A 14030-nucleotide genomic window follows, 5' to 3' on the forward strand; every position below is an offset into this window, starting at 1 on the left:
AAGCCTTATTACTTGCGTTCCAGATCAATATCGATACCCAATGAACGGATTTCTTTGACCAACACGTTAAACGATTCCGGCATACCGGCATCAATCACGTGATCGCCTTTGACGAGATTTTCGTACACTTTAGTACGTCCATTTACGTCATCCGACTTGACAGTCAACATCTCTTGCAACACATAAGCTGCGCCGTATGCTTCCAGTGCCCAAACCTCCATCTCACCGAAACGCTGACCACCGAACTGGGCTTTACCACCGAGCGGTTGTTGCGTAACTAATGAGTAAGGTCCAGTTGAACGAGCATGCATCTTATCGTCAACCAAATGGTGCAATTTCAGAACGTGCATATAACCAACGGTGACATTACGTTCAAACGATTCACCAGTGCGACCGTCATACAAAGTCACTTGGTTTTTCGATGGCGTCATGCCCAACTGTTTAGCGATGTGGTCTGGATAAGCTAAATCCAGCATGCGGCGAATTTCGCCTTCATGAGCACCGTCAAATACTGGCGTTGCAAATGGAACACCGTGTTTCAGGTTATTTGCCAATTCCAGAATTTCATCGTCGGAGAAACTATCCAAGTCTTCTTTTTTACCTGATTCATTGTAAATAGAAGCCAAGAATTTCCGCAGTTCTTGCATTGCTGTGTGCGCTTTGAGCATTTCGCCAATACGCAAACCTAAGCCTTTAGCAGCCCAGCCCAAATGCACTTCCAACACCTGACCAACGTTCATCCGTGAAGGAACACCCAACGGGTTCAATACAACGTCTGCTGGCGTACCGTCTGCCATGTATGGCATATCTTCAATCGGAACAATGCGTGAAACCACACCTTTGTTACCGTGACGACCCGCCATTTTGTCACCAGGTTGCAAGCGACGTTTAACAGCCAAATACACTTTGACCATTTTCTGTACGCCTGGAGGCAACTCATCACCTTGGGTGAGCTTGGTACGTTTTTCTTCAAATGCCAGATCAAACTGATGACGTTTTTCAGCGATAGAATCTTTAATAGCTTCCAAAGCAGCAGCAGCATCGTCATCGGCTGGACGAATATCAAACCAGTGATGGCGGTCTACAGCAACCAGATACTCTTTATCGATTACCGTGCCTTTTGCTAACTTTTGAGGGCCGCCATTAGCTACTTTACCGATCAACATACGCTCTAAACGCTCAAATGCATCACCTTCAACAATACGCATCTGATCATTCAGATCAAGGCGATAACGTTTTAATTCGTCATCGATAATCTGTTGAGCGCGCTTGTCGCGGGCAATTCCCTCGCGGGTAAATACTTGAACGTCAATAACTGTACCAACCATGCCGGAAGGAACGCGTAATGAAGTGTCTTTTACGTCAGAAGCTTTTTCACCGAAAATCGCACGCAGCAATTTTTCTTCCGGTGTCAATTGCGTTTCACCTTTTGGTGTCACTTTACCGACCAACGTATCGCCAGCTGTCACTTCAGCACCGATGTAGACAATACCTGCTTCATCCAAACGCGCTAACTGATTTTCAGCCAGGTTTGAAATATCACGGGTAATTTCTTCTGCACCGAGTTTAGTGTCACGAGCAACTACGGACAGTTCTTCAATATGAATCGATGTGTAACGATCATCAGCAACTACTTTTTCTGAGATCAGGATCGAATCTTCGAAGTTATAACCATTCCATGGCATAAACGCGACCAGCATGTTTTGACCTAAAGCCAATTCACCCAAATCGGTTGAAGCACCATCCGCCAATACGTCGCCACGCGCCACAACATCGCCAACTTTAACGATAGGACGTTGGTTGATATTGGTGTTTTGATTTGAACGGGTATATTTGATGAGGTTGTAAATATCCACACCAACATCACCTGCCGTTGCTTCCGCATCATTGACACGAATAACAATACGGCCAGCATCGATATAATCCACTTTACCGCCGCGCAACGCCTGAACCGTAGTTCCGGAATCGACTGCAACAGTACGTTCAATACCAGTACCGACTAATGCTTTTTCTGGACGCAAGCAAGGAACTGCTTGACGTTGCATGTTGGCACCCATCAACGCACGGTTCGCATCATCGTGTTCCAAGAATGGAATTAACGATGCCGCAACAGAAACAACCTGACCAGTTGCCACGTCCATGTATTGAACACGTTCTGGCGTTACTAAAATTGTTTCGCCAGCTTCACGTGAAGAAACTAATTCATCGCTTAACTTGCCGTTAGCATCAATCGTCGCATTCGCCTGAGCGATGATGTAACGACCTTCTTCAATTGCGGACAGATAATCAATTTGCGTAGTGATTTTACTGTCTACCACTTTACGATACGGTGTTTCTAAGAAACCGTATTCGTTTAAGCGCGCATACAACGCCAACGAGTTGATCAGACCAATGTTTGGTCCCTCTGGAGTTTCAATCGGGCATACACGACCATAGTGAGTCGGATGCACATCTCGAACTTCAAAGCCGGCACGTTCACGTGTCAAACCACCAGGTCCCAGTGCAGAAATACGACGCTTATGCGTGATCTCTGACAATGGATTGGTTTGATCCATAAACTGCGACAATTGGGATGAGCCAAAGAATTCGCGAATTGCAGCGGAAATAGGCTTGGAGTTAATCAAGTCATGCGGCATTAAATTGTCGGCTTCGGCTTGACCTAAGCGTTCTTTAACAGCACGTTCAACACGCACTAAACCAGCACGGAACTGATTTTCCGCCAATTCACCAACACAACGTACACGACGATTACCTAAGTGATCAATATCATCCACTTCGCCACGGCCATTACGCAGCTCAACCAGAATCTTAATGACTGCCAATACATCTTCATTGGACAACGTCATCGAACCAGTCAATTCTTCACGACCAATACGGCGATTGAATTTCATACGACCAACTGCAGATAAATCATAACGATCTGCGTTGTAGAACAAGCCATTGAATAACGCCTCAACTGAATCTTCAGTTGGCGGCTCGCCAGGACGCATCATGCGATAAATGGCCACTTTAGCGGACATTTGATCAGCAGTATCGTCTGAGCGCAATGTGTTAGAAATGTAGCCACCTTGATCTAAATCATTGATGTACAAGGTTTGAACATTGCTGACGTTTGCTGTGCGCAAGCTAGCCAATAATTCTTCTGTCAATTCATCATTGGCATTAGCAATTATTTCACCAGTTTCAGCGTCGATCACGTTTTTAGCTAAAACGCGACCATATAAGTAATCTTCTGGAACAGAAATATTTTTGATTTTTGCTGCTTCAATATCACGTACATGACGGCTATTGATACGCTTATCTTTTGCAACGATGACGGTGCCTGATTTATCAGCAATGTCAAAACGTGCAACTTCACCGCGCAGGTGTTCAGCAACAAATTCCATTTCTGCGCCTTCACGATGCAGAATGAAATTATCAAAGACGAAGAAATTCGCCAAGATCTGTTCATTGCTCATGCCAATGGCTTTGAGCAAAATAGTGACCGGCATCTTACGACGACGATCTACCCGGAAAAATAAAATATCTTTTGGATCAAACTCGAAATCGAGCCATGAACCACGGTAAGGAATAATCCTTGCCGAGAATAATAATTTACCGGATGAATGTGTTTTGCCGCGATCATGTTCAAAAAACACACCAGGTGAACGGTGTAATTGGGACACGATCACACGCTCTGTACCATTGATAACAAAAGAACCAGTCGTTGTCATGAGTGGTAATTCACCCATGTAAACTTCTTGTTCTTTCATTTCTTTGACAACAGGCTTAGTCGGCGATTCTTTGTCCAAGATCACCAAACGTACCTTGGCACGTAATGGTGATGCATAGGTCAAACCACGCTGCTGACATTCTTTCACGTCAAAAGCAGGATCTCCCAATACATAGGACAAAAATTCTAATCGCGCAAAACCATTATGCGAAACGATAGGAAAAATGGACGTGAAGGCAGACTGCAAGCCTTCATTTTTACGTTGTGACGGTACATTGTCAGCCTGTAAAAAGCCCAAATAAGATTCAAGCTGAGTAGCCAGCAAGAAAGGAACGTTGTGAACGTTGGCGCGTTTCGCAAAAGATTTACGAATACGCTTCTTCTCAGTAAATGAGTAGTGCATGAACACTCCGTGAGTGACAGGGAAAGATAGAGAATTCAAGTTTCAACCAGATTTTTTCTGTACTACGAAGAAACTTCAAGTCTTTATCCTTCGTGCTGTAAGTGGAAAATTACAACTAAGATCGAAACCTAAAACGACAAGCGGAACCCTCTCTTTCGAGAGGATTCCAACTTTACTATTTGACGAATAAATATCCGTCAAACACCAGCACGATTACTTAATTTCTGCTTTCGCGCCAGCTTCTTCCAATTTCTTCTTAGCTGCATCAGCATCTGCTTTAGAAACGGCTTCTTTAACTGCTTTTGGTGCGCCATCAACTACGTCTTTAGCTTCTTTCAAGCCTAAACCAGTCAATTCACGAACTGCTTTAATAACGCCAACTTTGTTCGCGCCAATTTCAGTCAGAATTACGTTGAATTCTGTTTGCTCTTCAGCTGCTGCGGCACCGCCAGCTGCTGGACCAGCAACTGCCATTGCAGCAGCTGAAACACCAAATTTTTCTTCGAAAGCTTTAACTAAGTCGTTCAGATCCATTACGGACATCGCGCCTACTGCTTCCAAGATATCGTCTTTGCTAATTGCCATTTGAAACTCCTAAATTTTTTCAGTAATTACATCTATTCGGTATTTGACGGGAATCCGTATTACTCAGCTGCTGCTTCAGTAGCCGCTACTTCGGCAACTTCTGCAACTGGTGCTGGTGGTAATTCAGATACCTTTTTGGCTGACAATGCAGCCAAGCCACGAGCAAAACCAGAAACCGGTGCCAGCATAACGCCCAACAACTGCGCCAACAGGACTTCACGGCTTGGAATGCTTGCCAATGCAGCTACACCGGCTTTATCCAGTGATTTACCTGCATAGTTACCAGCTTTAATAACTAGTTTGTCGTTGGTTTTTGAAAATTCAAATGTTACTTTTGCCGCAGCAACAGCATCATCAGAAATTGCATAAATCAACGGACCAGTCATTTCATTGCCCAAGCTGGCAAAAGCAGTACCTTCAACTGCGCGACGAGCTAATGTATTTTTCAATACACGCAGGTATACGCCTTGGGCACGTGCTTTGGCGCGCAATTGCGTCAAATGACCGACCTGGATGCCACGATATTCGGCCACAACGATAGTCTGTGCCGTTGCTACTTTGGCAGAGACTTCAGCGACTACGGCCTTTTTGTCATTCAGATTGAGACTCACGGTCAACCTCCAATTATGATGTTTGGAAAATTCCTCACATCGTTTCGAACACGGCGTCCGAAGTTAGGAGTCTCCGACTGTTTCCAGCCATGTAACTACAAAACTTGTTCGGGCCCACCATCTGCGCTGGGCACTCGAAGTAGTAAGATATAAATCAAACTACCCTAGTGATTACCTGAATCCCGAAGAATTCAGCCCAACGGTCTTTGATTGTCTGGATGCAAAATACACCCAGCCCAAAGATTCGCCTTACGCTTTATCAGCGTAAGGGCTTTATTTTTTAAGCAGCCAAGTTAATGTGATCAACCCGTACGCCTGCACCCATAGTGGATGACAGAGCAACACGGCGTAAATACACACCCTTGCTTGATGTTGGCTTAGCTTTTTGCAATGCTTCGATCAAGGCCATTAAGTTGGCTTTCAAATCTGCATCAGCGAAAGATTTACGACCGATAGTCGAGTGAATGATACCGGCCTTGTCAGTACGATATTGCACTTGACCTGCTTTAGCGTTTTTAACCGCTGTAGCAACGTCAGGAGTAACAGTACCAACTTTCGGATTTGGCATCAAACCACGTGGTCCCAAGATCTGACCTAATGTACCAACGATACGCATTGTGTCTGGAGAAGCGATAACGATATCAAATGGCATGTCGCCAGCTTTGATACGCTCAGCCAAATCTTCCATACCTACAACGTCAGCACCGGCAGCTTTAGCTTGCTCCGCTTTTTCGCCTGTTGCAAATACCGCTACACGTACAGTACGACCTGTACCAGCTGGCAATACAACTGAACCGCGAACTACTTGGTCAGATTTCTTTGGATCAACACCTAATTGAATCGCTACGTCAAAAGATTCATTGAACTTGGCAGTTGCGCATTCACGAATCAAGGCAACAGCGTTGTCAAATGGATATACTTTTGTACGATCAATTTTTGATTTGATCAGTTTTGCGCGTTTAGATAACTTAGCCATTACACACCCTCTACCGTGATGCCCATCGAACGTGCTGAACCGGCGATAGTACGCACTGCTGCGTCCATATCTGCGGCGGTCAAATCTGCGCGTTTCAATGTTGCGATTTCTTCAGCTTGCGCACGAGTGAGCTTGCCTACTTTATCTGTATGTGGCTTTGGTGAGCCTTTAGTGATACCAGCTGCTTTCTTAATCAAATAAGTTGCAGGAGGCGTTTTCATTACGAATGTAAACGACTTATCTGCAAAGGCAGTGATAACTACTGGAATCGGCATACCTGGCTCAACACCTTGAGTCTGCGCATTAAATGCTTTACAGAATTCCATGATGTTCAAACCACGTTGACCCAATGCAGGGCCGATTGGTGGGGATGGATTTGCTTTACCAGCTGGAACTTGCAGCTTGATAAAACCTATAATTTTCTTTGCCATGATGGCTCCTTCTTAAGTTGAGTGTTAGCGCCCACTATGATCTTTATCTAATACATCAGCTAAATCTCAAGCCAGCTCCTCCGTTGTGCTGATTTCTTGCAGTTACTTTCAACTCCAAGCGCCACAGCTGACGTCTTACTTATTTCTAAACTTTTATCTTTAAACTTTTTCGACTTGGCTGAAATCCAGTTCAACTGGAGTAGCACGGCCGAAAATAGTTACTGTTACACGAACTTTAGACTTCTCATAATTAACCTCTTCAACGTTACCGTTGAAATCAGTAAATGGACCATCTTTAATACGAATAACTTCACCAATTTCATACAAGACTTTAGGACGTGGTTTTTCAACGCCTTCTTGTACTTGCTGCATAATTTTTGCGACTTCGTGCGGTGCAATTGGCGTCGGCTTATTGGATTTTCCACCAATAAAACCAGTAACTTTACTGGTATTTTTAACCAAATGCCAAGTGTCGTCCGTCATTTCCATTTCAACGAAAACATAACCGGGAAATAAACGACGCTCCGTTACCGCTTTTTGACCATTCTTTACTTCAACAACTTCTTCGCTTGGAACCAATATTTGACCAAACTTGTCTTGCATGCCAGCACGTTCAATACGCTCGGTCAGCGCGCGCTGCACACTCTTCTCCATACCGGAGTAAGCATGTACCACATACCAACGCATATTCCCAGTTGGCGTTACCGCTGCAACTGGGTCATTTGTACTCGAGAGATTTTCACTCATTTATTTTTTCCAGCCCAGAATTAAGTCATACAAGACAAATTCTAAAATTTTATCCGTGCCCCATAAAAATAGCGCCATCACTAATACAAAGCCAAATACCACGGCAGTGATTTGCCCGGCTTCTTTACGTGTAGGCCAGACTACTTTTTTAGTTTCACGTACTGCTTCTTTACCAAAAGTCAAAAAACTTTGACCAGGCTCAGAGGTCCACACAAAAGCAATTGCCACCAATAATCCAACAACTAACGCAGCGATGCGCAAAGCTGATTGATCAGATAGCACAAAAAAACCAACCACGCCTGCTACTGCAGCAATAACTGCCAGGGTGATTTTTAACTTATCGCTTGATGTGCTGACAGTTTGCACAGAATTGTTTGACATACTTATATTTATCTTTCGATGCCCTGCTAGCATGATGGTGGCAGGGGCGGAGGGAATCGAACCCCCAACCTTCGGTTTTGGAGACCGACGCTCTGCCAATTGAGCTACACCCCTAAACTGAACTTTTTCGACATCCACCAAGCTTTAACTACTTGGCGAATGCCGTACTTTACCAACTAACTACAATTACTTGACAATATTTAAGCAATAATTTTTGCAACAACACCAGCACCAACAGTACGACCACCTTCACGAATAGCGAAGCGCAAGCCTTCTTCCATCGCGATCGGGTTGATCAGTTTTACTGTGATCGATACGTTGTCACCAGGCATAACCATTTCTTTGTCTGCTGGCAATTCGATCGAACCAGTTACGTCCGTTGTACGGAAGTAGAACTGTGGACGATAGTTGTTAAAGAATGGAGTATGACGACCACCTTCATCTTTAGACAATACGTAGATTTCACCAGTGAAATGATTGTGCGGCTTGATCGTGCCTGGCTTTGCCAACACTTGACCACGCTGAACGTCTTCACGCTTAGTACCGCGCAACAATACACCAACGTTGTCGCCTGCTTGACCTTGGTCTAACAATTTACGGAACATTTCAACACCAGTACATGTTGTCACTGCCGTGTCGGTGATACCGATGATTTCTAACGATTCGCCAACTTTAACGATACCGCGTTCGATACGACCAGTTACCACTGTACCGCGACCTGAGATCGAGAATACGTCTTCGACTGGCAACAAGAATGCACCGTCAACAGCGCGTTCTGGTGTTGGGATGTAAGTATCCAACGCTTCAGCCAATTTCATGATGGCTTCTTCGCCCAATGGACCTTTGTCGCCTTCAAGTGCTAATTTAGCGGAACCTTGAATGATTGGCAGATCGTCCCCTGGGAAGTCATATTTCGACAACAACTCACGCACTTCCATTTCAACCAATTCCAACAACTCAGCGTCATCAACCATGTCGCATTTGTTCAGGAATACGATGATGTATGGAACACCAACTTGACGTGCCAACAGGATGTGTTCACGTGTTTGCGGCATTGGACCATCGGCTGCGGAGCAAACCAGAATAGCGCCGTCCATTTGTGCTGCACCAGTAATCATGTTTTTAACATAATCAGCATGGCCTGGGCAATCTACGTGAGCGTAGTGACGTACTGCTGTTTCGTATTCAACGTGGGAGGTATTAATCGTAATACCACGCGCTTTTTCTTCTGGCGCGTTATCAATTTGGGAGTAGTCTTTTGCTTCGCCGCCAAATTTCTTCGACAATACAGTAGCGATCGCTGCTGTTAATGTGGTTTTACCATGATCAACGTGGCCAATTGTACCCACATTCACGTGTGGCTTAGTCCGCTCAAACTTGCTTTTTGCCATTTTTGACTCCTAACGATTTTGATGAGAATGTCTAGACACACGCCAGACTGTCAAACTGAGATTGTTGTTTTCTTGCGATTGCTTATTACGAATACTACAGATTACTTTAATTGAGACTTATTCTTTGGTGCTCTTGACGTGGATTGAACACGTGGCCTCTCCCTTACCAAGGGAGTGCTCTACCACTGAGCTACAAGAGCCTTTGTTTCTGCATGACCCAGCACTCAATAGCACTTAGTTATTAACCAGTCAGTACACAAACTTAAAAATTGGAGCGGGTGAAGGGAATCGAACCCTCGTCATAAGCTTGGAAGGCTTCAGCTCTACCATTAAGCTACACCCGCAAAGTTGGCTTGCGCCATATTCATAAGCTAATACGCTAATTCTACCTATGGTGGAGAGGGCTGGATTCGAACCAGCGTACTCAGAGAGAACAGATTTACAGTCTGTCGCCTTTAACCACTCGGCCACCTCTCCATAGGGAACCCCGAATTATAGACATCTCGATTTCACTCGTCAAGCAACTGCTAGGATTTTTTTACACTATTTGAGAAAAAAGTCTAATTCAGTGGCTCGCAGCACACTAAATTAATTTTTTTACATTTGAAAAATGCTTCATTGCAATCAATAACGCCATTCCTTGCGCAAATGCAGCCATGAAAAATGGTGCTCCCAACAAAATATTTCCCTTGGGGAAATGCCCCACTTGCGCCAAAAGAGAAGTACCTAATAAGGTAGCGCAAACGCTCATAACACTTCCTAATGAAGATAACGACCCCATCACCGCGCCTTGCGATTTGGCATCCACCGCTTTGGAAAAAATAGCCTGGATTGCTGGTGCAGCGGCGTAGCCTAAAATATTGCAAGGGATTAATAAATACATTATCCAACCTTGCTGCGTCACTCCATACATTATTAATACCAAACAAGATGAGCTCAATCCCCACATTGCCGTTTTTGCCTCACCTAAGCGCCTTATTACACCGCCTAATAAGAAGCCTTGCATGACAACACTACATACTCCGACCATGAACAAAGAAATTCCATTTTGCAAAGGTGTCCAGCCAAACCGCAATTCTGTTGAAAGCACCCATGTGGTTTGCATTGTGAATTGAGCGAATAGACTAAAACCCATAGACCAAACCAATGCACCTACATTTTTCAGCTGTGTTAAGCCTTTTAAGTTATGCAGTGGATTTGCTCTAGTGAAAGAAAATGCGCGGCGATTGTTTAATGGTAGCGATTCTGGCAATGCAACGAGTCCATAGCTAAAATTACACAGCGAAACGATTGCTGCTAAATAGAAGGGATATTGATAGTGCTGCTCGCCCAACAAGCCGCCCAACATGGGGCCACAAATAAAACCCATGCCAAACATGGCGCCGATCTTTCCCAGTGCCTTACCTCTGTTTTCTGGCTTGGATACATCTGCAATGTAAGCATTCGCTACCGCGATATTTCCAGCTGTCATACCGCCCATTGCGCGAATTACCAATAACCAGATTAACGAAGGTGCTTGCGTCATTAAGAAAAAATTCAGCCCTAGCCCCAATACACATATTAATAATATTGGGCGGCGACCGAAACGGTCACTAAGCGCACCTAACAGCGGCGCACAAAAAAATTGCATGATTGCGTATGCGGCAACAATAGCGCCATACCAATATGCTTGCTGATCCGGTTGCGGCGCAAACATGGCAACCATGCGCGGCAAAACTGGAATTATCAGACCTATCCCAAGAATGTCTAAAAAGACCGTAATTAAAACAAAACGGGAGTTGATAAGACTTGGTGGCTTTACTTCAGATGACATGACTATTTATTTCATGAGTTGGATTAGTTGCTGATTATAACTTCTCGCCTCTCATCCACACCCTCTAATCCAATCATCAATCAGCCATTTACAACCTTGTTGATATAGTTATAATGCAACAATGTTATTTTTAACGTAACCTGCAAATGACACCCAAATCCAATCTGCGATCTTTAGTTTGCCTGAGTTTTGTAGTGCTGCTGCATGTTGTGATCATTTCCATGTGGCATCTAAGAAATAATTTCCACGACATAACTTCCTCTGAGCTGCGCTATTTGCAATATGTTTCAATAGCTCAACCCAGACCCCGCCCAATTTCTACCCCTAACAACTCACCCACCGTTAAATCGCAACCAAACAAAACCACTAAGTCAGCAGTCAATACTGAATCCACAACTGCGCCAATAACTGAACCTCAAGCTATTTCTTCAACACCAAGCAATGAACCAAGATTAGATTTGGATGCTTTGCGCGCCAGTGCCGTGCAACAAGAATTGCACAGGACTAGATCACCAATAGAAAAACAACAAGAAGCGAATTTAAAAAATCAAAGCTTGGAAGCTCGCGTAGAAGACGCTGCCAACAAAGCGCAGCGACCAGACTGCCGAACAGCCTATGCAGGTGGTGGCTTATTAGCACCCATTGGAATTGCCATCGATTTAATCCGCGATAAAGGCTGCAAATTTTAAGGTAGCTCGGTCACATTTTTCAATGCGCCGCGCAATGCATCAAATGCGGCCTGCTCAAACAATGCCGCCTGACTGAGCTTTATCTGCAAATGCAAAGTAACCAGTTCAGCATAATCCACCGCTTGTACCGTCACCGCGAATTGCTCGCACAAACGGCGTAGATGCGATTCATCGGAAAATTGCACGGTAAAACTCCGAAGGCACATCACCTCAACCGCCACCAACTCTGCCAATTTACTGGCGTCCGATATTGCCTGACTATAGGCCCGCGCCAAACCGCCAGCACCCAACTTAATACCGCCCCAGTAACGCACAACTACCGCCAACACATTCATCAATTCTTTATGAACCAACACGTTATACATCGGACGCGCTGCTGTGCCGGATGGTTCGCCATCATCATCCAGACCGGACTCTCCTTCACAAATCAACACCCAACAAATATGCACTGCATTGGGATGCTGCACACGCAACTCGGCCAGCTTGGCCCGTGCTTCTGTACGACTTGAAACAGGGTAAAGCTGGCCGATAAATCGACTTTTTTTGATTTCGATTTCGGTGCTGACTGGCGCCGCTAATTGATACATTTTTAAGGCGCCAGATTACACCGCCAATGGTTTATAACGGATCCGACGTGGTTTCGCACCTTCTTCACCTAAGCGTTTTTTCTTATCGGCTTCGTATTCTTGATAGTTACCATCAAAGAAGGAAACTTGAGAATCACCTTCGAAAGCCAGTATATGCGTTGCGATACGATCCAGGAACCAGCGATCATGTGAAATAACCATGACGCTACCCGCAAACTCCAGCAACGCATCTTCCAAAGCACGCAAGGTTTCCACGTCCAGATCATTGGATGGTTCATCGAGCAATAACACGTTACCGCCTTGCAACAAGGTTTTAGCCAGATGCAAACGACCGCGTTCACCACCCGATAAATTACCGACGATTTTTTGCTGATCGCCGCCTTTAAAATTGAAGCGCCCCAAGTAAGCACGGGAAGCCATTTCAAAACGACCCACAGTCAGGATATCAGCACCGCCGCACACATCTTCAAATACAGTTTTAGTATTGCCCAAGTCTTCACGGGTCTGATCCACCAGCGATACTTTAGCTGTTTGACCGACAGCAACTTCACCGCTGTCTGGCTGTTCACGACCAACGATCATTTTAAACAGCGTCGATTTACCAGCACCGTTGGGGCCGATAATTCCGACAATAGCACCGGCCGGCACAGTAAAGCTTAAGTTATCGATCAGCAGACGATCACCAAATGATTTGGTGACGTTTTTAAATTCAATCACATCATTACCCAAGCGCTCGGCGACCGGAATAAAAATTTCCTGGGTTTCATTACGCTTTTGGTATTCGTGTTCGGACAATTCATTAAACCGTGCCAAACGTGCCTTGCTCTTGGCTTGACGCGCTTTCGGGTTTTGACGTGACCATTCCAATTCTTTTTGCAGCGCTTTTTGACGTGCCGATTCGGTTGATTCTTCTTGCTTCAAGCGTGCTTGCTTTTGATCGAGCCAAGAACTGTAATTGCCTTTCCAAGGAATACCGTGACCGCGATCCAGCTCCAAAATCCATTCAGCGGCGTTATCCAGGAAATAGCGATCATGGGTAATCGCCACAACTGTGCCTGGGAAGCGCAGTAAAAACTGCTCTAACCAATCCACTGATTCCGCATCCAAATGGTTGGTTGGCTCATCGAGCAATAACATATCTGGCTTGGATAACAATAAACGGCACAACGCCACACGGCGTTTTTCTCCGCCTGACAACACGCCAATCTTGGCGTCCCAGGCTGGCAAGCGTAGTGCATCGGCAGCCATTTCCAACTGTAATTCCACATTGTCGCCAGACGCGGTAGAAATAATTGCTTCTAAACGCGCCTGCTCATTAGCCAGCGCATCAAAGTCGGCATCTTCTTCGCCATAAGCGGCATACACGGCTTCCAATTTGGCTTTAGCCGCAAACACTTCGCCCAAGGCACTTTCCACTGCTTCGCGTACCGTTTGCTCTGGGTCAAGCAATGGCTCCTGCGGCAAATAACCAATATTCAAATTCGGCATCGGCACTGCTTCACCTTGAATATCTTTATCAATACCCGCCATAATTTTTAACAACGTTGACTTACCCGATCCATTCAAACCCAACACACCAATTTTGGCGCCCGGGAAAAACGACAGGGAAATATCTTTTAGAATTTGACGTTTAGGTGGAACAATTTTTCCCACCTTATTCATGGTGAATACGTAATGTGCCATTCGCTGTTTCCTCTTTAAATA

The 14030-nt window shown here is 45.0% G+C and carries 12 protein-coding genes and 4 tRNA genes; 1 reads left to right on the top strand and 15 read right to left on the bottom strand.

Annotated elements, in window-relative coordinates; translation table 11 throughout:
• Nucleotides 1–8: 8 nt before the first annotated feature.
• From rpoB to S2091_RS06660, 13 genes are all read right to left on the bottom strand, one after another.
• Nucleotides 9–4115, bottom strand: coding sequence for a DNA-directed RNA polymerase subunit beta (gene rpoB / locus S2091_RS06600; protein ID WP_105531002.1), 4107 nt, complete (start codon nucleotides 4113–4115; stop codon nucleotides 9–11).
• Nucleotides 4116–4328: 213 nt separating this feature from the next.
• Nucleotides 4329–4700, bottom strand: a complete 372-nt coding sequence (gene rplL / locus S2091_RS06605; RefSeq protein WP_105531003.1) for a 50S ribosomal protein L7/L12 — start codon at nucleotides 4698–4700, stop codon at nucleotides 4329–4331.
• 59 nt (nucleotides 4701–4759) lie between these two features.
• Nucleotides 4760–5311 (bottom strand): 50S ribosomal protein L10, encoded by a 552-nt coding sequence (gene rplJ, locus S2091_RS06610; protein ID WP_105531004.1) that lies wholly within the window; start codon nucleotides 5309–5311, stop codon nucleotides 4760–4762.
• A 280-nt stretch (nucleotides 5312–5591) separates the two neighbouring features.
• Nucleotides 5592–6287, bottom strand: a complete 696-nt coding sequence (gene rplA, locus S2091_RS06615) for a 50S ribosomal protein L1 (protein ID WP_105531005.1) — start codon at nucleotides 6285–6287, stop codon at nucleotides 5592–5594.
• On the bottom strand, nucleotides 6287–6718 hold the full coding sequence (rplK, locus tag S2091_RS06620) for a 50S ribosomal protein L11 (RefSeq protein WP_105531006.1): 432 nt from the start codon (nucleotides 6716–6718) through the stop codon (nucleotides 6287–6289). The genes rplA and rplK overlap by 1 nt, the downstream gene beginning before the upstream one ends.
• A gap of 159 nt (nucleotides 6719–6877) precedes the next feature.
• Nucleotides 6878–7465 (bottom strand): transcription termination/antitermination protein NusG, encoded by a 588-nt coding sequence (gene nusG / locus S2091_RS06625; RefSeq protein WP_105531007.1) that lies wholly within the window; start codon nucleotides 7463–7465, stop codon nucleotides 6878–6880.
• Complete coding sequence (gene secE / locus S2091_RS06630; RefSeq protein ID WP_165794933.1) at nucleotides 7466–7846, bottom strand: preprotein translocase subunit SecE; 381 nt, start codon at nucleotides 7844–7846, stop codon at nucleotides 7466–7468.
• Nucleotides 7847–7884: 38 nt separating this feature from the next.
• Nucleotides 7885–7960: transfer RNA gene (locus S2091_RS06635), tRNA-Trp, on the bottom strand.
• Nucleotides 7961–8046: 86 nt separating this feature from the next.
• A complete protein-coding gene (tuf, locus tag S2091_RS06640) occupies nucleotides 8047–9237 on the bottom strand; it encodes an elongation factor Tu (protein ID WP_105530991.1) in 1191 nt (396 codons plus the stop codon).
• A gap of 125 nt (nucleotides 9238–9362) precedes the next feature.
• A tRNA-Thr gene (locus S2091_RS06645) sits at nucleotides 9363–9437 on the bottom strand.
• Nucleotides 9438–9507: 70 nt separating this feature from the next.
• A tRNA-Gly gene (locus S2091_RS06650) sits at nucleotides 9508–9581 on the bottom strand.
• Between the two features lie 48 nt (nucleotides 9582–9629).
• A tRNA-Tyr gene (locus tag S2091_RS06655) sits at nucleotides 9630–9714 on the bottom strand.
• A gap of 106 nt (nucleotides 9715–9820) precedes the next feature.
• The gene (locus S2091_RS06660) at nucleotides 9821–11050 is read right to left on the bottom strand and encodes a TCR/Tet family MFS transporter (protein WP_105531009.1); all 1230 of its coding nucleotides are present in this window, start codon (nucleotides 11048–11050) and stop codon (nucleotides 9821–9823) included.
• Between the two features lie 146 nt (nucleotides 11051–11196).
• Here S2091_RS06660 and S2091_RS06665 point away from each other — a divergent pair, with 146 nt between their 5' ends.
• Nucleotides 11197–11739 carry a hypothetical protein gene (locus tag S2091_RS06665; protein ID WP_105531010.1) on the top strand — a complete coding sequence of 181 codons (543 nt, stop codon included), beginning with the start codon at nucleotides 11197–11199 and terminating at the stop codon, nucleotides 11737–11739.
• On the opposite strand, the gene S2091_RS06670 is transcribed toward S2091_RS06665, so the two are convergent.
• Both S2091_RS06670 and ettA read right to left on the bottom strand, forming a co-directional pair.
• Nucleotides 11736–12326, bottom strand: a complete 591-nt coding sequence (locus S2091_RS06670) for an IMPACT family protein (protein ID WP_105531011.1) — start codon at nucleotides 12324–12326, stop codon at nucleotides 11736–11738. The two genes, S2091_RS06665 and S2091_RS06670, sit on opposite strands and share 4 nt — an antisense overlap.
• A 15-nt stretch (nucleotides 12327–12341) precedes the next feature.
• Nucleotides 12342–14009 (bottom strand): energy-dependent translational throttle protein EttA, encoded by a 1668-nt coding sequence (gene ettA / locus S2091_RS06675; RefSeq protein ID WP_105531012.1) that lies wholly within the window; start codon nucleotides 14007–14009, stop codon nucleotides 12342–12344.
• Nucleotides 14010–14030: the final 21 nt, after the last annotated feature.

Source organism: Solimicrobium silvestre, from assembly GCF_002976435.1.
Classification (GTDB): Bacteria; Pseudomonadota; Gammaproteobacteria; order Burkholderiales; family Burkholderiaceae_D; genus Solimicrobium; species Solimicrobium silvestre.

Bases quoted from the DNA above. Each gene is read 5' to 3' on its own strand.
- rpoB (WP_105531002.1), bottom strand. From the start codon at position 4,115: ATGCACTACTCATTTACTGAGAAGAAGCGTATTCGTAAATCTTTTGCG.
- rplL (WP_105531003.1), bottom strand. From the start codon at position 4,700: ATGGCAATTAGCAAAGACGATATCTTGGAAGCAGTAGGCGCGATGTCC.
- rplA (WP_105531005.1), bottom strand. From the start codon at position 6,287: ATGGCTAAGTTATCTAAACGCGCAAAACTGATCAAATCAAAAATTGAT.
- rplK (WP_105531006.1), bottom strand. From the start codon at position 6,718: ATGGCAAAGAAAATTATAGGTTTTATCAAGCTGCAAGTTCCAGCTGGT.
- nusG (WP_105531007.1), bottom strand. From the start codon at position 7,465: ATGAGTGAAAATCTCTCGAGTACAAATGACCCAGTTGCAGCGGTAACG.
- secE (WP_165794933.1), bottom strand. From the start codon at position 7,846: ATGTCAAACAATTCTGTGCAAACTGTCAGCACATCAAGCGATAAGTTA.
- tuf (WP_105530991.1), bottom strand. From the start codon at position 9,237: ATGGCAAAAAGCAAGTTTGAGCGGACTAAGCCACACGTGAATGTGGGT.
- S2091_RS06660 (WP_105531009.1), bottom strand. From the start codon at position 11,050: ATGTCATCTGAAGTAAAGCCACCAAGTCTTATCAACTCCCGTTTTGTT.
- S2091_RS06665 (WP_105531010.1), top strand. From the start codon at position 11,197: ATGACACCCAAATCCAATCTGCGATCTTTAGTTTGCCTGAGTTTTGTA.
- S2091_RS06670 (WP_105531011.1), bottom strand. From the start codon at position 12,326: ATGTATCAATTAGCGGCGCCAGTCAGCACCGAAATCGAAATCAAAAAA.
- ettA (WP_105531012.1), bottom strand. From the start codon at position 14,009: ATGGCACATTACGTATTCACCATGAATAAGGTGGGAAAAATTGTTCCA.